Here is a 21,725-nt window from a genome sequence, read left to right as displayed (position 1 = left end):
AACGCCCCTTGAACTTTCAAGGGGCGTTTTCTTTATCTCAACTTCTGCTACTTACATATTTGGATTTGATGTACGGCTTGGTCGCTTACCACCACCTTGCTGTGTATTACCGCCAGGGTATTGTTGTGGATAGCTGGGATACTGCGGATACTGTTGCGGATACCTTCTTACGTTTCTGTCGTCATCATCATCCCAATCCCTGTCTCTGTTGCCATGGTTGTGATTGCAATTCTTTTTTCCTTTTGCATAATCACGTGCATGACCGCCATATTTTTTCTTTGCCTGTCCCGGAGGCATGTTGTGAACACAATTGTTGTTATTGTTATTTCCCCAATTGTCATTTCGTTGATTACGAGGATAGGTCATACGTCCATCTGGATAGCGAACGGCTCCATCCGGATATCTTGTTGTACCATTGGGGTACTGAATGGTACCATCGGGCCATTGGCGGCTGCCGTCCTGCCGTACAACGGGTTTGTTGGTTCTGCTGCCGAAAATATCTCCCGCTTTCGGGAATATCTGAGCTGATGCGGTACTTGTAACAAACACCATCAGCACCAGTGACCATTTGTACAATTTTAGATTTCGCATAGTTTGTAATTTTTTATTCTTGTAATCCAAACAACCTGCCAAAGGTTTCAAACAAATAACATGAAATACGTTCTTACGCTTTCTTTAACAATGGTATTGCTTAGTTCAGCCTATTCACAAAGCACGGAGGATTCTGTGAAGGCCGTTATTAACAATCTCTTTACAGCAATGAAAACCGCCGATTCAATTGGCGTCAAAAGTGTTTTCTCTGACTGGGCCGTGTTACAAACCATTGGCCGAAACAAAGAAGGTGGAACCATGATCCGTACAGATGAAGTCGCTGGGTTTGCATCGTTCGTAGGTAAATCAACAAAAGGCGATGCGGATGAGCGGATCAGTTTTGGTGCTGTGCATATTGATGGTGCATTAGCAAGTGTATGGACGCCTTATCAGTTTTATTACAAAGGAAATTTTAGTCATTGCGGAGTAAACTCATTCCAGTTGGTACGCATCAATGGCCAATGGAAAATTCAATACCTGATCGATACCAGAAGAAAAGATAATTGTAATTAAATACGATGTGATTTATCAATAAAAAATCCCGTTGAAAAACGGGATTTTTTTATCTTTTCTTAGAGCGGTATTTCTTATTCACTTTCGGGTCATCGAAATATTTATTCGCATCCTTTTCATCGCTTACTTCAATTTCTTCCAACGGTACATCGATCAGTTGCAATTGAATTTGTTTCAGATCGGTTCGCAGCTTTGTTGTTTTGGCAATAATGTCCGGATCTTTTTCTCCGATCAAACCATTTTCTGAAAGAATATATTCAAGCTTCCTGATGCTGGTACGTACCTGCGAAACGGAGTTTTGGTCATTCACTTTATTTGGAGCTACTGCTTCTTTCACCGGTACCAATGTAACACCAACCGCAGGTAATACACGACCCACATTTTTCTGGCTATCGTTGGTAGATGTGCTGAGAATCGTTCCTGCCAAGGCAGACGAAGAAGACGTCATATCAAATGCTACTCTTCTGTTTCTTGTTTTTTTGATCTTACGGTCCATTGTGCGGAACGTAAATTTCAATTGCTGAATATACCGGTTGTAATCAGAAACAAGTTTATCGTATTCCTGTCGCTTCATCGGATAATTGATGGCATCCTTTACAATTACACGTACAACGGCCGTGTCTTTATTTCGGAATTTATCTGAACCGATAAATAACAGGTTAAAGGTTCGTTCTTTGCCTGCATCATTGTCTTTTACAAAATCATACGGAATCCACCATACAAATTCATCACGGCAGCTATTGATCGGGTAGGTAGGACTAATGGGAATACCACTTTCAAAATTGATGTATTCGATCGGGAAATTTCCGTTTTCGCAATTCAATACAAAGCGTGTGGTATCACCTTCGTAAACTGTAACGGTTGATGAAACTGACGGACGTATTTTCGATGCAATGATCTCGGTATTAAAAAATACAATGGTAAAAAACGTATCAAGCTTTTCCTCTGCCTTATTTAAATTCTGAACACCTACCTGCACTTTGTATTCAACATCATACTTCAACCGACCGGAAAGAAAATACGCTTTGTCTGCTTTAAACGTCAACAATCCATTGTCTTTGTTAATTCGTAAACCAACCGGTGAATTTTTCAGGTACCAATAATAGTTTTTCAACTCTTTATTGATCTCTAATTTATAACTTAACGAGCTGTCTACATGCAGCGTGAAGTAGGGATTGAGGTTACGGATACGCAATGCTGTATCCACATTTGCGGGAGTTACAGGAATTGTATCGGTTGCTACATCTTGTGCTGTTGAGGCAAATACAAGAAAGTATGCAAGTAAAAAGGTTAAAGAGGTTTTCATGTCGATACCGGCGAAGATAGCCATCAATGAGGAAACAGTTGTTAACACAAATAAAAAACCCCATTGTAAAAACAACGGGGGATAACCAAAACCAACTGCTATAAAACAAGCTATATAGAAATCATTACTGAATACTGATTGTTTTCACGGGTTGTTTTTCTTCTGCTTTTTTTGGAAGATAAAGTTTCAGCAAACCATTTTCGTACTTGGCCTGAATGGCTTCTGCATTAATTTTATCATCTACAGTAAAGCTGCGTTTGAAGCTCTGATAGCTGAACTCACGACGAACTACTTTTACATCTTCATTCTTTGCTTCTTCTTTTTTCTCGTAGCTGATGGTGAGCAAACCTTTGTCAACACTGATGTTGAAATCTTCTTTGTTGCGCCCGGGAGCATTCAGTTCCAGATGATACGCATCAGTAGTTTCAAGAATGTTTACTGCAGGCGAAAAAATGTTGTTGACTGTTTTACCAAAGGCTGGCAACTCATTAAAAAACTCATCAAAAAAAGTATTGATGTTTTTCTGAACCGGGCTGTGCAATTTTACCATTGTCATAGTATTAAAGTTTTAATTGTTTTTAATAATGGTATGCAATCATCAAAGGATATTCCAACAGGTTTTTGTACGCCGTGATTTCCGATTTGTAAAAAGAAATGCGACAAAAAGTCTACTTATCTGCAACAAGTGTGTCAAAATTTCTTTTTTCGCTGATTGAATTTTCAATTCCTGTAGCTTTGCATAAATTTTAAAATACTTTCAACTATGTATCCAGCAGAAATAGTAATCCCGATGAAGGGTGAAATGACAGAAGGAGGATTTGATGAATTATTATCAGCAGACGCAGTAGATACGGCATTAACACAGCAAGGTACCAGCCTTGTGTTCATTAATTCAGTGTGTGGTTGTGCTGCAGGTAGTGCCCGTCCGGGTGTTTTGATGGCTGTAAACAACAGCAGTAAGCGTCCTGATCACCTGTTGACAAGCTTTGCAGGTTTTGACATTGATGCAGTGAAAAAGATCCGTGAGCATTTGTTGCCTTACCCACCAAGTTCACCAGCCATCGCTTTGTTCAAAGATGGTCAGTTGGTTCATTTCATTGAGCGTCATAACATCGAAGGTCGTCCAGCACAAATGATCGCACAGAACCTCATCAGTGCATTTGAAGAGCATTGCAATTAATTGTTGCAACTGTTCTGTATTATACAATTGATCCCTCAACCGTCTGTTGAGGGATTTTTATTTCGTAGTTTCGCAGTTGCTGCAAGCCAAGCTATCGTTTCCCGTTTAGCGGGAAGAGGAAAGTCCGGACAGCACAGAGCAACGTACCGGTGAAGAGCCGGGTGTTCCGAAAGGAGCAACAGAAAGTGCCACAGAAAATAACTACCACACTTGTGTGGAAAAGGTGAAAACGTAGGGTAAGAGCCTACGGGTTACAATAGCAATGTTGTAGCGGGGTAAACCTTACGTGCTGAAATGCCACATATACCGTCGCTTGAGAACGGCTCGTTCGATGACGGAGGGTAGGCAGATCGATCCCTCAGCGTAAGTTGTGGGACAGATAAATGATAGCTCCGTTCACCTTGCGCAAGCATTGGTGAATATGACAAAATCCGGCTTACAGGTTTGTAGTATTTTTAAACATCGGGCCCCCGTTACAACGGGGGCCCGACCATTTATCAACGTTTACAGATAACGTTCTTCCAATATTCGTTTGTGATGAAGGAAATGTCCCAGCGTAACAAAACCTAATGCGTTTACAGTTATTGCATGTGTGTTGGCGGTGCCGCTTGTATTGAGATCTTTATCAGTAAAGCTGTTGAATAGGAATTCAGAACTTTTACGTACGGCTCTTAATTCATCGGCTAATGAAGCAACGCTGCGTTTACTTACATCTGCAACAGCAGCATATTCATTCTCATCAAAGCCGGAAAGAGGGGCAGGGCTATGGCGTGCAAACCACAATGCACGGTGTGTGAAAATCCGTTCAGCATCGATGATGTGTTGCAAGAGCTGCTTCACTGTCCATTTGCCCTCGGCATAAGCATGGTCAGCTTTTGACTCAGGGATTGAAGAAAGAAACGAATCAAGAACTGAAGATTGTTGATCGAATGCACTACGTACATCATCTTCCTGCACATTCATTACATAATTGTGGTAGAACAAAGCATAATCATGCGTGGTTGGTCTTGGCATATGAAAAGGTTTTTTTAGAACACAGTAACAGCAAACATCTGCAATTATTGTAAACTTAAAAAAAATCCCGCTTCGCAGCGGGACCTTTTAGAATATCATTAACCTTTTTTCGATTTATTCACTTTCGGTTTTGGTGCCGGATTGCTTAATACTTTGCGTTCGCCTTTTAATGTGGCAGCGATCTTAATAGATTCGTATGCATTCAACAAACCGCCTGTGCGACTGAAGTTTGCAAAATCTTCTTTTATAGTAGCTCCAGGTTTTACAACTTCCATGTTTGGATTTTGTGCGCCTTTCTCAATACAATATTTCACCTGCTCTGCACTCAGTTCAGGATAGTAGGAAAGAATAAAAGCGGCTAAGCCTGCTACCACAGGGCTTGCCATACTTGTACCTTGTGCAAAACCATAGGTATTGCCACCGGGAATAGTTGAATAGATCTTTACACCAGGTGCAAATACATCCACTTCTTTTTTCCCATAATTGCTGAAATCAGCAGCCAACCCGCCTGTCTTGGGATCGCCACTTGCGCCCACTGTAATAAAGTTGGTTGCTTTCATTTTTGTTTCTACAATATTCGGATTGGGGAAGTTTTCGGTGCTGTCAACATTCTTTCCATCATTACCTGCAGCATGCACTAATAATACACCTTTGCTTTGTGCATAACGTACGGCATCATCTACCCATTTCTTTTGTGGTGAAAAACTTTTACCAAAACTCATATTGATGATCTTGGCACCGTTATCAACCGCATAGCGGATAGCGAGTGCAATGTCTTTATCGTGCTCATCGCCATCAGGAACTGCACGGATGCTCATGATACGCACATCGCTTGCTACACCATCCACACCAATGCCATTGTTGCGTGCAGCAGCAATAATGCCGCTTACATGCGTACCGTGAAATGGTGTGCTTGCCATTACATCAGGGTTGCCATAAAAACGATCGTTGAAATCGTAGTAATTATCTTTTACAATTTCACCTCGATAATCTTTCGGTGCAATTTGTGATGCTTCTGCTTTTTTCTCCTGTCCTTTAAAATAGCTGCTGAATTCTTTAATGATAAAATCGTTGGTTGCATCCATCATTTCAAAACCCCTGAACAGTGCAAGCATTGTAGATTTTGCATCTGCGTCTTTTGAGTTGGCTGGTTTGAAAGTCACCAGATCGTTTCCGTTATACTCAGGTTTGAATTTTTCTTTCAGCACACTGTCAGCTATTGATGACTTATTGTAGAGCGAACGAAGAAACAATACTTGCGATTGTGCTTCAGTTGAACCGTGTTCAATATCTCCCTGCGCTTTTTTGAAGATGCGGTATTCTTCTTTTTCAATGGCTGATAATTTGCTTTCATCCACAGTACCACTATACTTTGGTTTGAGTGCATGATACAAACGTGCTGCTTCGTAAGAATCTTCTTTCACATTCTGACCATCTTTTCCACCCAAAAAATTCCAGCCATAATAATCATCTACATAGCCATTTTTATCATCGTCAATACCATTGTTTGGGATCTCTTTCGGGTTGCGCCAGAGAACGGGTTTGAGATCTTCGTGAAGCGTATCAATACCACTGTCAATAACTGCTACAATGATGGTTGTGCTTTTCCGGTTTTTGACAAACTCAAAGGCCTGCTCCATGCTGATACCATAAAAACCATCAGTTGATTGATTTTTCAGGTGCCATCCTTTCAACTGGTCTTCTTTTACGGAAGTTTGAGCGAGGGAAAGGGTAGCAGAGAGGGTAAAGATTGAGCTGACAAGCAATAATTTGTTGAACTGCATATGTTTTTCTGATTTAAAACGATTTGTAAAATTGCAGCTTGTTGGGCAAATAAACATACCGTTTACCCACATTTTGCAGAATTTTTTAAGTGAAACAGCCGGCGTTCTTTTTTGAACATCGGCTGTTGATTAGTCGTTAAAACGAAAGGATATAGCTGTTAACGCTTACTTAAATATCGAACTTAATTCCCTGAGCCAGAGGCAGATTTGCTGAATAGTTGATCGTGTTGGTTTGCCGGCGCATATAATTTTTCCAGGCATCGCTGCCACTTTCACGGCCGCCACCGGTTTCTTTTTCGCCACCGAAGGCGCCGCCTATCTCAGCACCGCTTGTTCCGATATTTACATTGGCAATACCGCAATCGCTGCCGGCAACTGATAGAAACTGCTCTGCTTCACGCAGGTTCAGCGTCATAATGGAAGATGATAAACCTTGCGGCACACCATTCTGAATGGCGATGGCTTCATCGATGGTTTTGTATTTCAAGAGATAGAGAATAGGAGCAAACGTTTCGTGCCCCACAATTTTGAAAGTTGGTTTTGCTTCAGCCATGCATGGCTTTACATAGCATCCACTTTCATAACCTGCACCTGATAATACGCCGCCTTTAACAATGAAATGTCCACCTTCAGCTTTGCATTGTTCAATAGCATGTAAATAATTTTTCACGGCATCTGTATCAATCAACGGACCCACATGATTGCTTTCATTTAACGGGTCACCAATGTTTAATTGTTTATACGCCGCAACTAATTTTTCTTTTACAGTATCGTAAATTGATTCATGAATAATCAAACGACGTGTTGTTGTGCAACGTTGTCCGGCTGTACCAACAGCACCAAACACTGCACCACGGATAGCAATGTTAAGATCAGCATGTTCACTGATGATGATGGCATTGTTACCACCAAGTTCTAATAAACTTCTGCCCAAACGTTGACCAACGGCTGCGCCGACTGCTTTACCCATTCTTGTACTTCCCGTTGCAGAAACCAATGGCACTCTTGGATCGTTACTCATCCACTCACCAATTTCCCTGCCGCCTTGAATTAAACAACTCACGCCTTCGGGCACATTATTTTTTGCAAATACTTCTGCAACAATATTCTGACACGCAATTCCACACAATGGTGTTTTTTCTGATGGCTTCCAGATGCACACATCACCACAGATCCATGCCAGCATGGTGTTCCAGCTCCATACTGCAACGGGAAAGTTGAATGCAGAGATGATGCCCACAATACCTAATGGATGCCATTGCTCATACATGCGATGCAAAGGACGTTCACTGTGCATGGTCAATCCATGTAATTGGCGTGACAGACCAACTGCGAAATCGCAGATGTCGATCATTTCCTGCACTTCACCGTAACCTTCCTGTAAACTCTTGCCCATTTCATACGAAACCAATCGACCGAGCGGTTCTTTCTTTGCACGTAATGCTTCGCCGATCTGGCGGACAATTTCACCACGTTTAGGTGCCGGCCATGTGCGCCATTCTGCAAAAGCTGCTTGTGCTTTTGCAATGACGGTTTCATAAGTTGCTTTATCTGCTGAAGTAACTGAAGCAATTGTTTTCCCATCAACAGGAGAGGAGGAGGTAATCAATTCACCTGTTGATGCTAACCAGTTTACGCCTGTTGAAACGCCACTGTTCTGTGCTTTGATGCCGAGTTGTTGAATAAAATCATGCATACGATCAATCGTTTTTATGGAATGCAAATATCAAGAAATTAGTTTGTATAAAAAGAAGGGGTGGGTTTTATTAACCCACCCCTTTCAATTATTCCTTGCAGTAACAATCGCCGCCCCTCCAGGGAGGAGATAGGCAGTATGAATGTTATAAGTTCACTTTTACTCCACCCATTACCCAACGTGTGGGCATAATGCTGCCGAGCAGATCGCTGTAGCGACGGTTGAAAATATTATCGGCCTGTACAAACACACCTAATTTATCTTTCAGGAGAAAGAAATCTACACGTGTATTCAAAATAAAATAATCAGTACTGATGGGCACAAACGGTGCGGCAATTGGTTGTGACCTTCTTGCTTTGAACAAACCATTTGTACTAACTGCAATTTTTTTGTAGCGGTACATTATATTAAAATTGATCAGTTCTCTTGCATGGTTTGAAACGTAGAGAGAAGGAATGGTGTCACTGCTGCGGCTACGCATCCATACAAAACCAAGTCCGCCGGATAATGAATGCTGATCACTAAACTGATGTGTGTATTGTACATCGGTTTCAATCCCCGTTGTATTTACTTTATCGATATTATTTGCCAGATAATAATTACCCCCCGGAACGAGATTCACCTGGCGTGGCATATTTGCATAAGGAGTGAAGATGTAATCGATCAAGTCTTGCTGGAAACGTTCGAACCAGGTGGTTGAAATTTTTAATGATGGAGTAATAAAATAATCTGCCCCCACTTCATAACTCAACGATGATTCTGATATCAGATCAGGATTACCAATTCGTTGTCCTGATGGAACAGGATTACGCTGATAGTTGTTAAACCGCTCAGTGAAATCTCCATCTCTTGTAGTACGACCTATACTCCCACGAAAGAGTAATGATTCATAACGATACGAGGCATTCAGTTGTGGTATTAATTCCCAACCGGCACGTTCATTCCAGTCAACACGAAGTGCAGGATTCAATTGCAATGCTTTCCCGATCTTTTGATTCAATACTACGAATGCACCTGCATTCGATACTTCATGGTTGCCTCTGTCGTTCGAAACAATTTTACGGCTGATGAATTGTACACCGGATGTTATTGTTGATTTATCATTGATCGCATAATCGTGCAATGCCAATGCCTGGAGCAAAGAAGAGTTGTTCACGTTTGCACTAACAGCTTTACGAAAACGATACACATCATTTGCTTCTTTATACCCAGCATCAAACGAAAAACTATGTTTATTTTTTTTATGCATGAATTTGAGATGATGCCAGCGACTGATGACAGATTCCGTTGCTGTGTCACTTAAGAAAGTTGTATAGAAATTCTGTGCATTAAAATCACGGTCATCATAACCAAAGCGGTAAGCAACACTTGTATTTTCACCAAGCTTTTGTTTAACAGAAGCAGAAATAGTAGTGAGATTGAAATAACCTTTTGTGCCACGCAGTTGCTGTCCTTTTGTGTTGTTGGTAATTACGCCAACAGATGCTGTTGTATTCTTTTCATGAATAAATGCACCGGCTTGTGCATTGAATAAACCAAAATCACCGGCAGTTAATTGAGCATTGATCTTATGGCCGTTGGTTTGTTTTTTATTAGCAAATGTTTTGCTGATAATATGCACAACACCACCCACAGCTTCTGTACCGTAGATAGCAGATGATGCACCTTTCAACACCTCAATACGATCGATCTCTGCTGTAGAGATAGGAATGTAGGCGCTGAAATGCCCTGTGAGCGGATCATTTAAACGGATACCATCGAGTATCACCAACACTTGTTGAAAGGTGCCGCCACGAATGGTAATGTCGGCCTGTGCACCCATGGGTCCACGGCTTTGCACTTCCACACCGGGAACGTACCGCAGTAATTCATCGATCGACTGCACCGGAAGTTTTTGCAGTGCATCCCCTTTAATAATTAAAATATTGCGACCGGTCTTTGAAGCGCTTACCGGAGTTAAAGACGCAGTAATAGTAATAGGGTCGAGTTCAATTTCTTTTTCCTGGGCAAAGCTGTTGTTGAGTAAACCCATGAAAGCAATACTCATGAGTTGAAGTTTTCTCAGTTTCATCGTTTGAGGTTTATAATCGCCGCAAAGATATAGGGAGTCGAAGTGTAAATGACCGATTTTCCTACATGAAAAATACTCATGAATGAGCGTTATTGTAAATGGCAGTTCGTGCAATCGGTTGAATAGTTGTTATTACTCAAACTTATTTTTATCCGGATGTTGTCTTGTGTCGAATAATGAGAGAATATAAATTTTTGATTCAAGGAATTGGTAGTACAGTTTATTGTGTTTTGTGAGAACAATACTTCTGATCGAATTATCTTTTTCAGATGCAATGCCTAAAAGAGGAAAAACAGCAATCCGTTCAATTCTTTCTTCTGTTGTGTTGATGAAGTGTAGTGCAACGGTCTCAGACCATTCATTTTTCAGATAAAAAATAATCTGCCTGTAATCTTCCTCTGCATGCAAAGTCCATATTACTTCGTAAGCCATTCTCTTGACTTTGCTTTAACAGCATCATGCGATACAACTTCTGCATTTTCAACCTGAAGTTTTGCTTCATTTAATCTTACGATCTGCGCAGGAGATAATTCATCAATAATATCTTTCTGATTAGGAGAGAGGTAGGCTTCTGTTGCTTCTTCGAGTAACTGCAAAGCAACTTCATCCTGTAGTTGAGCAACCTGGTCGTAAATCTTTTGTTTCAGTTGTTCAATGTTTTTCTTTTCCATAGTTGAATTTACAAAAAAAAAGTCCCGTTTAACGGGACTTTCGATTATTTCTTCTTCGCAGCCTTCTTTGGCGCTGCTTTCTTATTGGCAGCCTTCTTCGTAGCCGCTTTCTTTTTCGTAGCTGCTTTTTTTGCAGCCGCTTTTATTTGTTTTGAGAAAGCTCCCGGCATCTGTGCTTCGATCATTTTCTTAATCTCTTCCACCGGCATTTTTGCCACTTCTTCTGTGGTATATTTTTCGCCGTCTTTCTTTTTATCGATCTTCAGCATCTTTTTACCAAAGCGGATGAAAGGTCCCCAACGACCGTTCTCAACTGCAATATTTTCATCGGGCCAGCGCACAATAAAACGATTGGCTTCTTTCTCCACTTTTGCTTCGATCAGTTCATTGATGTCGTTCGCAGAAAGATTTTCGAAATCATAGCGCTTGGGTACATTGATAAACAAACCATCCCATTTAATGAACGGACCAAAACGCCCTTTGCCTTTCGTTACCGGTTTGTTTTCAAACATGGCAACAGGTGCATCGGCTGTTTGTTTTTCTTTGATGAGTTCTATTGCTCTGTCCATTGTTATTTCCAATGGTTCCTCACCACGTGGAATAGAAATAAACTGCTCACCAAATTTTACATACGGTCCAAAGCGACCCACATTCACACTCACTTCTTCACCTTCAAATTCACCCAGCGTCAATGGAAGTTTGAACAGATCCATTGCTTCTTCGTAGGAGATGGTCTCAATACTTTGATTTTTACGCAACGCAGCAAAACGTGGTTTTTCTTCATCACTCACATCACCTATCTGCACCATCGGTCCAAAGCGTCCCATGCGTGCAACGATCTTTTTACCGCTTTCAGCATCAATCCCTAATTCACGTTCCCCTTTAATACGTTCAGCATTTTCAATGGTGTTATCTACATCACGTTTAAACGGACTGTAGAATTCCTCCAGCATTGTGTTCCATTTCAACTTTCCTTCGGCCACATCATCAAACTCACCTTCAATATGTGCAGTGAAGCCATAATCCATGATGCTTTCGAAATGCTGTTTCAGAAAATCCGTTACCACCAAACCAAGATCAGTAGGGAAGAGTTTCGATTTTTCTGCACCGGTGTTTTCCTGTTCCATGCTTTTGCTCACAGCATCGTTCTTCAATTGTAACACACGGAAATCACGGCGTACACCTTCTTTGTCACGTTTCTCCACATAACCTCTTTTCAAAACAGTTGAAATAGTAGGAGCGTATGTAGACGGGCGACCAATACCCAACTCTTCCAGTTTTTTTACCAGCGATGCTTCCGTATATCTTGGCGCAGGACGGGTGAAACGTTCCGTTGCATTCATTTCATTTAGCGGTAGTTGTTGACCAACTGCCAACGGTGGCAACATGCCTTCCTGTGTTTCATCTTCGTTGATATCATCATCATCTTTGTCTTCACGATATACTTTTAAAAAGCCATCAAACTTCAACACTTCACCTTCGGCTTTTAATTCTTCATTGTTACTTGAAATAGAAATGAGAGCAGTGGTACGTTCCAATTCCGCATCAGCCATTTGCGATGCCATGGTACGTTTCCAGATGAGTTCATACAAACGACGTAGATCTTGATCCTCAACCGTTGTATTTTCCATGTAAGTGGGGCGGATGGCTTCATGCGCCTCTTGTGCACTTTCATTTTTGTTTTTGAACTTGCGGAACTGATGATACTTGTCGCCATACATACCTTTTATGGTACGTGTGAGATCACCAAGAGCCGTATCACTCAAGCTCACACTATCGGTACGCATGTAAGTGATCTTACCACTTTCATACAACTTTTGTGCAAGCTGCATAGTGCGGCTTACTGAGTAGCCAAGTTTTCTGCTGGCTTCCTGTTGTAAGGTTGAAGTGGTGAAAGGAGGTGCCGGTGATTTTTTACCGGGACGTACTTGGATATCTTTTACTTTATATGTAGCACCCTTGCAACTGTTCAAAAACTTTTCCGCATCATCTGCCGTGTTTTGCTTCTTTGCTTCGGCCTTGAACGTCACATTGCGGTCGCTCAAATCTTTGGCAGTAAACAATGCTTCTATTTTGAAGGAAGAAGTAGCAGTAAATGCATTGATCTCACGTTCACGTTCGGCAATTAAGCGAACGGCCACACTTTGTACACGGCCTGCGCTGAGGTTGTTCCGCATGCTCATTTTGCGCCACAGCACCGGACTGAGTTCGAAACCAACAATCCGATCCAAAATTCTGCGGGCCTGCTGCGCATGCACAAGATCCATGTTAACGGTCCGTGGATTTTGCACTGCTTTCTGGATGGCAGGCTTGGTAATTTCATGAAAAACAATGCGCTTTGTTTTGTAAGGATCGAGGCCCAGCACCTCACACAAATGCCAGCTGATGGCTTCACCTTCACGGTCCTCATCCGTTGCCAGCCATACTTCATCACTTTTTTTTGCCAGTGCTTTTAGGTCTTTTACCACCCGTTCCTTTTCATCGGGCACAATATAACGGGGTTCGAAATTATTGTTGACATCAATACCCATTTCATCCTTTTCGAGGTCACGGATATGGCCATAGCAACTCTTCACCTCGAAGTCTTTTCCGAGGATCTTTTCAATCGTTTTTGCTTTGGCAGGGCTCTCTACTATCAATAAATTCTTAGCCATAAGTTGGTTCCACAAGCCGGCTTTTTAAGGGACATCGGCAGCACAATATTATAAAATGATTGATAAATGCAAGAAAAGAGTGCGGCAGGAGGGGCAATTAATGAAAAAAGTTGAGTGATGAGTAGATGAAAATCAGTGGAACTTTAGCGCCTCGGTTCGGTTTTTAAAAACCGAACCGAGGCGCTATTTTTTTGAATAGAAAATGTGCAGCTTTTGTATTGTTTGAAAAAAATGAATACAGAAATTTGAGTTATTCTTTAAATTATCAGAATATTATTTTCATTGGTATAAACTCTTTAACAAGCCTCATAACATTTAAATCAGCAAGCAGTAAGTAGTGTTTATCCTCTTTTTGGATATAAGTTGATGAGATCAGACTATGGTTGTCAAATTTTTTATCATAGGGGATGAACTTGGTAGTCATCTTACCATCGTAATCGTACACCCTATATTCAAGTCCCCTTTTTCCTTTTATTCGGTTATTATATCCAAGCACGAAATTATTGTTATGAAGAAGAGTTATAAATCCACCTACTCTCGTATAGCCTTCGTAATTCTTGCTTTCCTGATAAGTAAGATCGATCCAGCCAATTTCGCCGTTTGGCTTTATTTGGTAGAACAAGGCTCCACGATATTCTTCTGATATTGTAGTGTATTTAGGAGTCGTATATTCAAACAACTTCAGGCGGTGTGCAAAGTAATACGCTGTGCCATCTGGTGCAATCAATGGTTTTGAAAGTGCAATAACAAAGTCAAGGCCATTTAATTTCTTTTCATCTTTTTCTCCAAACCATATTTTTAAGAGGTCTACAGGGTATTCTCTGGTGTTGCTTTTGAGATTTGAAAGGTCAGCTATATTTACCATGAATGAAAAAATACCATGATTTATATATTCAGTCGGGTTGTTACTATATACACCTGTAAGCAGCATTTTTCCGTTTAATGTAAAGTCCATGGACAAAGAATTGATACGTTTCCCGTTTAATGATAAAACAATCGACTTATCTTTTTCAGTTGTTTTTGCATATCGTTTATGCAGCAAGGCTTCAATAGTACTAGGGGTATTTACATCTGTTACAGATGATTTAGAAGAATAGGATAGTGTTGAAAAAAAGATGCTACCGTCGTTATCAACTTTAAAATCAGTAAGGTCAGCCACTTTTGCTTTCAATTCTATCTCATATTCATGTTCAGTAATCTCATTCTTCAAGAGATCAAACATGGAAAAATGGACATAGTTGTTTCCCTTTGCAATCGGTGTATTAGACAGAAATACGATTTTCGTCGAGTCAGGTGAGATTGTGTAAAAGAAATTTTTCGCAAGACCAAATTTATGCCGGTTATCAACTTTCAAACCTCTGCCAAATTCTGAGCCGTCTCTGGAGACTAATAATCCTGTTTTAGTATTGTAGTCAGATGTAATACTAGAAACTTTCACAGGACTACCAACGGGGTTAAGATTTTGATCAAGAGCTTGAGCATAACAAAAAAATATATTCTTGCTTGCCTTGTCATCTTTGAAATAAAAAAGGTAAATATTATCCTTGATAGCGATTAGGTCACCAAATCCAGCAAATTCGGTTTTAATTTTTTCAGTAAGTATTTTATTAATGTTCACAGTCTGTTTTACGAGCAGCGTATTTATATCAATTTGTCGGATATGCACAATGGGGTTGGAAGTAATTGGTGAACTATGTTCAATTACATAATAAGAATCACCGATAGTGCCAATCTGGTTTGTAATTCCTGATTGTAATCCCATTGATAACTCGTTGCTTTCCCCATACGAAAATGTTTGAGCACATAATTGGGGGAATAAGAACGCCGTAATTAGAAAGCTGAATAAGTTTGTTTTCATTTGATTGTTTTTTGCAGTATATCAATACTGTTGAAGTAAGAAGATGTTTCGGGTTTAAAAACTTCCAAGAAGCCCTGCACTAAAAAAGTTGAATTTGCCTTCGCTAAAACTTTTGGCGTAGGAAAGTCGAATCTGAAGAATCCTAAATCTTACTCCCCCATGAACAAGAACACCATAGCTGTTTAAATAATTAAAATCGGATTCATCCCAAGGCGGAGTTGTATAGGCAACAGCACTTATTTTGGTAAGAGTATAGTTAAAACCAGCCCCCAAAAAAACACCTCTTTTTTTATCGCTATCTCGTGTTGCTCCTTTACCAAAATTATAGTCAATTGTCAGTGGGATGTCAACTGCAAGGGGTTTGTTTGTACTTGAAAATTCACTTTCGCCTAAACCAATGGATAAAGGAATACCAATACTTAAAGAAGCGTTGTTGTTTTCTTTAAAAATGTAGCGTGGAAAAAAAAGAAAACCTCCAAAAACTGTATGCACTGGCAATGTTTCATTGTAACGATTGAGCTGTCCAAAACCAGAATGTATGGATACCCCAGGATCTATTTTAAATTTCTGTGCATATAAATAATTACAACTGAGCAAGAAAATAACTAAAATGCTTTTCATATAAATGTTAATCAAATGCAATTTAAAAAAAATGAGTAATTTCAATTACAAAAACTCCATAATCGCCTTTTTCACTTTATTATCCCTGTAAATCCGTCGGTGGCCTAAACCTTTGGTGAGCATGAACTGAAAATTGGGATGATGATCCTGCTTTACTTTTTCTGCATCAGCCCATGGGGTTACATCATCGTCTTCATCGTGAATCCACAATACGTCTGCTTTAATTTTATTCGCTGCGTGTCGAACAGAAATTTTATCGCTGGTATGTCCGCTCTTTTCAAAAATGATCTTGCGCATTTCTTCTTTTACTTCCTCATCAATCTTCAGCACTTCGGCAAAACTGGTGAGTGCGCTTTCTGTTTCGGTAGCTGGTGCAATCAATACCAGTTTCTTATTTTCCTGGTAAGGTTGTTCTTCCATAAATAAAGAAAGAGCCAGTCCGCCAAATGAATGTGCAATAAAGGAATGAATGGGCCCAAAGCGTTCGTACACTTTTTTAATGGTATCACGGTATTGATACACATTAATCGTTTTGCCATTGCTGTCGCCATGTGCAGGCGCATCAAATGCAATCACTTCATACCCTTTCTTCACCAGCGGCATTACAAAATGATCGAACTTTTTTACGGTAGATGAAAAACCATGCAGGATCAGCGCCTTCTTAGTTTGCGGATGATTCCAGCGGTAACCAACCAGGTTGTACTGTTCCACTTTTAAATGCAGTTTCTCAGCTTTTTCAAATACAGCCGGTGCCTTCTTTTTATTGGAAGTATATGGTGTGCAGAATAATTCAAATGCTTTTTCTGCTGCTTTGCGTTTCGATAATTTCGCAAAGATGTTGAGTTTGGTGCGGTAATAACCAATCACTAATTGCTGGGCGAGTTTCATTTTTTGAAAAGGATGGTTTACTTTGTTGCAAATTACTTCTTCCGTTTCATTAACTGTTGCGTTGTATGAATATTGTTCTTCTTGGTTCGGGTAATACGGCCACTGTGCTGGCGAAAATGATCAAAAAAGCTGATCACAGCATTGTGCAGGTGTGGAGCCGCAATGCTGCACATGCAGAAGCGCTTGCTGCGAAAGTAAATGCGAAAGCCATTGCTTCGCTCAACGATATTACTACCGAAGCGGATATCTGTATTATGGCTGTTACCGACAGTGCTATCCCTGAACTGGCCAAACAGCTGAAGTTAAAACGGAAGGTACTGGTGCACACAGCCGGCAGTGTAAGCAAAGAGGTATTACGTAACAGCTCGCCCAACTATGGTGTGTTGTATCCGTTGCAGAGCTTGCGCAAGGAGATGATCGTTATTCCGCCCGTTCCTTTTTTGGTGGATGGCAACTCCGATGAAGTAAATGTGCTGCTGGCCGATTTTGCTGCTTCCTTTTCTGATAATGTACAGCCGGCGGATGATGATACACGGTTAAAAATGCACCTGGCGGCAGTAATGGTGAGCAATTTCACCAATCATTTGTATGCATTAACAGAAGATTACTGCAAAGACCGTAGGCTCGATTTTAAATTGTTGCATCCCCTCATTATTGAAGTGGCCTGCCGTTTAACACAGGGCAATGCAATTGATATGCAAACAGGTCCGGCTCGCAGGGGTGATGAAGAAACCATAAAAAAGCATTTGCTGTTGCTCGAGATCGATGAGCACTTGCAGGATCTTTACCACGAACTTTCCGAAAGCATAAGAAGGCTGTATCGAAAAAAGTAAGAACTTCGACCGCAACTACTACGTATGAACCTGCTCGAACGTTTCTCCAGTATTAAGACTTTTGTGTTTGATATGGATGGTGTGCTCACCGATGGCTCACTCATCATTATGCCCGGCAATGAGCATATCCGCACCATGAATATTAAAGACGGTTATGCCTTACAGTTAGCCGTTAAGAAAGGGTATACTGTTGCAGTAATCTCAGGCAGCGTAAGTAAACCCTGTGCTGAACGCCTGGAATATCTCGGCGTACGCAATGTGTTTATGAAAGTGAAGGATAAAGAAGAAGTGCTGGCACAGTTTCTCCTTTCCAATCATTTGAAATGGGACGAAACCCTGTTCATGGGCGATGATATTCCTGATCTGGAGGTGATGAAGTTGGTGGGGCTTTCTGCCTGCCCGGCCGATGCAGTGCCTGAAATAAAAGCAGTATCAACATTTATTTCAACCATCAACGGCGGTAAAGGTTGTGTGCGTGAAGTAATTGAGAAAGTGTTAAAGCTGAATGATGACTGGGCGGTTGATGCGCAAGGAATCAGCTCATTGTAACACTTGGCAATTAAGTTAATTACGGGTCATGAGTTTTGAGTTAAATATTGACGACCATCCGTAACTCATAACCGATAACTCATAACTTATTCCCCAATTCCAACTTATCTTCACAGCATAAATTAACTGATGCAGAAGCTCTCCGATTTTTTTAAACTGATTCGTTGGCCCAATCTTGTTTTTATTGCGTTAACACAAGTGTTGTTTTTTTATTGTGTAGTGCAGCCGGTTATGTTTGGGAGTTTGTACATGACAAGAGAGTATCATCAACTGTTTTTTATTCTTTGTCTTTCATCTGTATTTATTGCTGCAGCCGGTTATGTGATCAACGATTATTTTGATTTGAACATCGATCTGGTAAATAAACCCGGTCGTATGGTGGTTGATCGAAGCATCAGCAGGCGCTGGGCAATCTTCTTTCATCTCTTCTTTTCGTTTGCAGGTGTATTGATGGGTTTTTATATCGGGTTGCAGAATGGAAACTGGATCGTAGGCTTTGCAAATATGGGTTGTGTGTTTGTATTGTGGTTTTACAGCACCACGTTTAAAAAGCGGTTATTGACAGGTAACATTCTTATTTCGCTATTAACAGCTTGGGTGGTGTTTGTGGTGTACCTGTTAACGATCCATCAACAGAGCGATTTGATGAATCCTATACAACCGGGTTCGCATCAAAAATTATTAAGGCTGGCCATTCTGTATTCCAGCTTTGCATTTATCATTACGCTTATTCGTGAAGTGGTAAAGGATATTGAAGACATGGATGGCGATGCAAAGTACGGCTGCAAAACTATGCCCATCGTGTGGGGCGTTCCGTTTTCAAAAGTATTTGTATCGATCTGGATGGTGATCTTGCTAGTGCTCCTGATAGTGGTTTTGTTTTATGTGCTTCAATTCCGGATGTGGATCGCTGCCGGTTACAATTTCCTGTTGATCATTCTTCCAACAGCTTATGTTTTGTACCTGTTATTCAAAGCGAACCAAACAAAAGATTTTTCTTTGTTGAGTAAATGGATCAAAGCGGTGATCTTCACCGGGATCGTTTCAATGATACTGTTTAAATTTTTTGCCTGATGGAACGAATCATTCTTGCTTCTCAATCGCCCCGACGCAAACAATTACTGGAGTGGGCCGAAATTCCGTTTGATGTAATAGTAAAGGAAACAGATGAAATGTATCCTGCTTCCTTGAGTATTGAAAAAGTGCCGGTATATATTGCACGTAACAAAGCGCTGGCGGTAAAAGATGAATTAAGTCACGACCGATTGATCCTTGCAGCCGATACCATTGTTGTGTTAAATGGAAAAGTGATCGGCAAACCTGTGAACAGGGAAAACGCTATTGAAATTTTGACTGAACTGTCGGGGCAAACGCATCAGGTTATTACCGGCGTTGTGTTGATGCGGGACGATACCGAAACCGCATTTGCAGATATTACCGAAGTGGAGTTTCATCAACTCAGCAAAACACAGATCGAGTTTTATGTAGATAAATATCAACCCTACGACAAAGCTGGAGCGTATGCCATACAGGAATGGATCGGTGTGGTGGGAATTAAACGGGTTAAAGGCGATTTCTATAATGTAATGGGATTACCGGTAAGCAGGGTGGTGCGGGCGCTACAGTAAATCGAAAACATATAAATAATTTAATATATTATTGGTTTAAGTGACAGATAGTTTTTACTTTTATTGGAGGATATTGATTTTGTGCATCTGATCAAACATTTCAACTGTTCTTCATGCCTGTTATGAACGAGCACCTGTTACAATTCATTTGGCAACACCTGTACTTCAACCGGGAAAACCTGCAAACTGTTTCGCACGAACCTGTTACCATAAAAACACAAGGTTTGCTCAACAGCAATCAAGGCCCCGATTTTCTTCATGCAACCATCAATGTCAACAATGTTACCTGGGTTGGAAATGTGGAATTGCATTTGAAAACAAGTGACTGGGCAAAACATGGCCACACAAACGATCCGCATTATCAAAACATTATTCTGCATGTGGTGTACGAACATGATCAAAAGAAAGTGAATGGTATACCGGTACTTGAATTGAAAGATCGTATTTCAACATCACTGCTGCAACGCTATGAACAATTTATGTTGCAGGACACATTCATTCCCTGTGCAAAACAGGCAAAGGATGTAAATGAAATTGTGTGGAGCAGTTGGAAAGAACGGATGATCGCTGAACGGTTGCAACAAAAAAGCGAACATATTACCGGCATTCTGAACAAAACAAAACAACATTGGGAAGAAACTTTTTGGCAATTTCTTGCACGTAGTTTTGGAACACCATTAAATGCCGATGCGTTTGAAGCAGTGGCACAAACCATTCCTGTTACATTGTTGGCCAAACATAAAAAACAAATTCACCAGGTTGAAGCAATGTTAATGGGTCAGGCAGGTTTGCTCAATGAAAAATTTACAGAAGATTATCCGGTGATGTTGCAAAAAGAATATCGGTTTCTGCAGAAAAAATATGAACTGAAACCGGTGAGCCATCATCTGCATTTTTTGCGGATGCGCCCGTCTAATTTTCCAACCATTCGTTTGGCACAGTTGGCGATGTTAGTTCATCAATCAAGTCATTTGTTTTCAAAAGTGCTGGAAGCAAAAACGATTGATGCCATCCGAACGATGTTGGCTGTTACCGCAAATGATTATTGGCATTATCATTATCTGCTCAATGAACCGTCGGCTTTTCGAAAAAAGCAATTAGGCAAAACAATGGTCGATAATTTACTGATCAACTGTATTATTCCTGTTCTTTTTGTTTATGCGGTTCAACACAAAGATGAGCCGACAAAAGAAAAAGCGGTACAATGGCTGCAGCAAATGAAAAAAGAACAAAACAGTATTACACAACAATGGGAATCCATTGGGGTAACGCATCAATCAGCTTTTGATTCGCAGGCATTACTGTATCTCAAGAAAAATTATTGCGATGCAAAGCGATGTTTGCATTGTGCCATCGGGAACAGTCTTTTAAAAAAAACAATTACCAGTTAAACTCTACACGCTGTTCAATATCCGGGTGAATACTTTTTGCAACAGGGCAGGCCAGTGCGGCATTTTTTAAAATTGTTTTTTGTTTTTCATCCAACTTTATATGGTCAGGGAAATAAAAAATTACATCCACTCCACCAATACGGCGTGGGTCTGATATCATGTGTTTCTGAATATCGATTTTTACACCGGTGAGGTCAAGCTGCATATCTCTTGCTTTAATACCCATAATGGTGAGCATACAACTGCCCAAAGCCGTGGCAACAAGGTCGGAAGGAGAAAAACGTTCAGCTTTTCCCTGGTTATCGAGCGGAGCATCTGTTTCAATGGTTGATTGGCTGTGGAGGTGAACAGCTTCTGTTCGCAATTCACCTTTATAAACAATGGAAGAAGTCATATCCTGTTAATTTATTTGTGAAGTTTCGGCTGGCAAGATACCACAATGTCGCATCTATCGTTTTAATCTGTAAATTTACTCTC

The 21,725-nt window shown here is 40.6% G+C and carries 21 protein-coding genes and 1 other RNA gene; 8 read left to right on the top strand and 14 right to left on the bottom strand.

The features are described 5' to 3' along the window. Window positions 1-51: 51 nt before the first annotated feature. Window positions 52-591: a hypothetical protein gene (locus tag WG989_RS18295; protein ID WP_340431494.1), complete on the bottom strand. Its 540-nt coding sequence runs from the start codon at window positions 589-591 to the stop codon at window positions 52-54. Window positions 592-651: 60 nt separating this feature from the next. Here WG989_RS18295 and WG989_RS18290 point away from each other — a divergent pair, with 60 nt between their 5' ends. Next, window positions 652-1,104, top strand: coding sequence for a nuclear transport factor 2 family protein (locus tag WG989_RS18290; RefSeq protein WP_340431493.1), 453 nt, complete (start codon window positions 652-654; stop codon window positions 1,102-1,104). 49 nt (window positions 1,105-1,153) lie between these two features. Here the strand turns inward: WG989_RS18290 and WG989_RS18285 are convergent, their stop codons facing one another. Further along, the gene (locus WG989_RS18285) at window positions 1,154-2,434 is read right to left on the bottom strand and encodes a hypothetical protein (protein ID WP_340431492.1); all 1,281 of its coding nucleotides are present in this window, start codon (window positions 2,432-2,434) and stop codon (window positions 1,154-1,156) included. 100 nt (window positions 2,435-2,534) lie between these two features. Beyond that, complete coding sequence (locus WG989_RS18280; protein WP_340431491.1) at window positions 2,535-2,966, bottom strand: Hsp20/alpha crystallin family protein; 432 nt, start codon at window positions 2,964-2,966, stop codon at window positions 2,535-2,537. A gap of 207 nt (window positions 2,967-3,173) precedes the next feature. Here WG989_RS18280 and WG989_RS18275 point away from each other — a divergent pair, with 207 nt between their 5' ends. Together WG989_RS18275 and rnpB are read left to right on the top strand one after the other, a co-directional pair. After that, window positions 3,174-3,590: a BrxA/BrxB family bacilliredoxin gene (locus WG989_RS18275; protein ID WP_340431490.1), complete on the top strand. Its 417-nt coding sequence runs from the start codon at window positions 3,174-3,176 to the stop codon at window positions 3,588-3,590. A 78-nt stretch (window positions 3,591-3,668) separates the two neighbouring features. Then, window positions 3,669-4,045: RNase P RNA component class A (rnpB, locus tag WG989_RS18270), an RNA gene on the top strand. 49 nt (window positions 4,046-4,094) lie between these two features. On the opposite strand, the gene WG989_RS18265 is transcribed toward rnpB, so the two are convergent. The 10 genes from WG989_RS18265 to WG989_RS18220 all read right to left on the bottom strand — a co-directional run bounded on the left by WG989_RS18265 (window position 4,095) and on the right by WG989_RS18220 (window position 16,847). Further along, window positions 4,095-4,604, bottom strand: coding sequence for a DinB family protein (locus WG989_RS18265; protein ID WP_340431489.1), 510 nt, complete (start codon window positions 4,602-4,604; stop codon window positions 4,095-4,097). 98 nt (window positions 4,605-4,702) lie between these two features. After that, window positions 4,703-6,388 carry a S8 family peptidase gene (locus WG989_RS18260; RefSeq protein WP_340431488.1) on the bottom strand — a complete coding sequence of 562 codons (1,686 nt, stop codon included), beginning with the start codon at window positions 6,386-6,388 and terminating at the stop codon, window positions 4,703-4,705. 169 nt (window positions 6,389-6,557) lie between these two features. Further along, window positions 6,558-8,084, bottom strand: coding sequence for an L-piperidine-6-carboxylate dehydrogenase (gene amaB / locus WG989_RS18255; protein ID WP_340431487.1), 1,527 nt, complete (start codon window positions 8,082-8,084; stop codon window positions 6,558-6,560). A 145-nt stretch (window positions 8,085-8,229) separates the two neighbouring features. After that, window positions 8,230-10,155, bottom strand: a complete 1,926-nt coding sequence (locus WG989_RS18250) for a TonB-dependent receptor plug domain-containing protein (RefSeq protein WP_340431486.1) — start codon at window positions 10,153-10,155, stop codon at window positions 8,230-8,232. A gap of 132 nt (window positions 10,156-10,287) precedes the next feature. Further along, complete coding sequence (locus tag WG989_RS18245) at window positions 10,288-10,587, bottom strand: type II toxin-antitoxin system RelE/ParE family toxin (RefSeq protein WP_324231366.1); 300 nt, start codon at window positions 10,585-10,587, stop codon at window positions 10,288-10,290. Next, the gene (locus tag WG989_RS18240; RefSeq protein ID WP_340431485.1) at window positions 10,572-10,826 is read right to left on the bottom strand and encodes a hypothetical protein; all 255 of its coding nucleotides are present in this window, start codon (window positions 10,824-10,826) and stop codon (window positions 10,572-10,574) included. The genes WG989_RS18245 and WG989_RS18240 overlap by 16 nt, the downstream gene beginning before the upstream one ends. 44 nt (window positions 10,827-10,870) lie before the next feature. After that, window positions 10,871-13,480 carry a type I DNA topoisomerase gene (gene topA / locus WG989_RS18235; RefSeq protein ID WP_340431484.1) on the bottom strand — a complete coding sequence of 870 codons (2,610 nt, stop codon included), beginning with the start codon at window positions 13,478-13,480 and terminating at the stop codon, window positions 10,871-10,873. A gap of 265 nt (window positions 13,481-13,745) precedes the next feature. Then, window positions 13,746-15,338 carry a hypothetical protein gene (locus WG989_RS18230; RefSeq protein ID WP_340431483.1) on the bottom strand — a complete coding sequence of 531 codons (1,593 nt, stop codon included), beginning with the start codon at window positions 15,336-15,338 and terminating at the stop codon, window positions 13,746-13,748. A 54-nt stretch (window positions 15,339-15,392) separates the two neighbouring features. Beyond that, window positions 15,393-15,959, bottom strand: a complete 567-nt coding sequence (locus tag WG989_RS18225) for a hypothetical protein (protein ID WP_340431482.1) — start codon at window positions 15,957-15,959, stop codon at window positions 15,393-15,395. 45 nt (window positions 15,960-16,004) lie between these two features. Next, complete coding sequence (locus WG989_RS18220; protein ID WP_340431481.1) at window positions 16,005-16,847, bottom strand: alpha/beta hydrolase; 843 nt, start codon at window positions 16,845-16,847, stop codon at window positions 16,005-16,007. Between the two features lie 65 nt (window positions 16,848-16,912). Here WG989_RS18220 and WG989_RS18215 point away from each other — a divergent pair, with 65 nt between their 5' ends. The 5 genes from WG989_RS18215 (at window position 16,913) to WG989_RS18195 (ending at window position 21,248) form a co-directional block, all read left to right on the top strand. Next, window positions 16,913-17,680, top strand: coding sequence for a Rossmann-like and DUF2520 domain-containing protein (locus WG989_RS18215; protein ID WP_340431480.1), 768 nt, complete (start codon window positions 16,913-16,915; stop codon window positions 17,678-17,680). A gap of 24 nt (window positions 17,681-17,704) precedes the next feature. Next, window positions 17,705-18,229 (top strand): KdsC family phosphatase, encoded by a 525-nt coding sequence (locus tag WG989_RS18210; protein WP_340431479.1) that lies wholly within the window; start codon window positions 17,705-17,707, stop codon window positions 18,227-18,229. Window positions 18,230-18,358: 129 nt separating this feature from the next. Continuing rightward, window positions 18,359-19,303, top strand: coding sequence for a geranylgeranylglycerol-phosphate geranylgeranyltransferase (locus tag WG989_RS18205; protein ID WP_340431478.1), 945 nt, complete (start codon window positions 18,359-18,361; stop codon window positions 19,301-19,303). Continuing rightward, window positions 19,303-19,857, top strand: a complete 555-nt coding sequence (locus WG989_RS18200; RefSeq protein ID WP_340431477.1) for a Maf family nucleotide pyrophosphatase — start codon at window positions 19,303-19,305, stop codon at window positions 19,855-19,857. Before WG989_RS18205 ends, WG989_RS18200 begins: the two co-directional genes overlap by 1 nt. A gap of 113 nt (window positions 19,858-19,970) precedes the next feature. Beyond that, window positions 19,971-21,248: a DUF2851 family protein gene (locus WG989_RS18195; protein WP_340431476.1), complete on the top strand. Its 1,278-nt coding sequence runs from the start codon at window positions 19,971-19,973 to the stop codon at window positions 21,246-21,248. Here WG989_RS18195 and WG989_RS18190 read toward each other — a convergent pair. After that, window positions 21,238-21,642 (bottom strand): OsmC family protein, encoded by a 405-nt coding sequence (locus WG989_RS18190; RefSeq protein ID WP_340431475.1) that lies wholly within the window; start codon window positions 21,640-21,642, stop codon window positions 21,238-21,240. The genes WG989_RS18195 and WG989_RS18190 overlap by 11 nt on opposite strands. Between the last annotated feature and the right edge of the window lie 83 nt (window positions 21,643-21,725).

Origin of the sequence: Lacibacter sp. H407, assembly GCF_037892605.1 — a bacterium.
Classification (GTDB): Bacteria; Bacteroidota; Bacteroidia; order Chitinophagales; family Chitinophagaceae; genus Lacibacter.
Note: the sequence above shows the minus strand (reverse complement) of the source record. Positions and strands in the feature narration are given on the sequence as shown.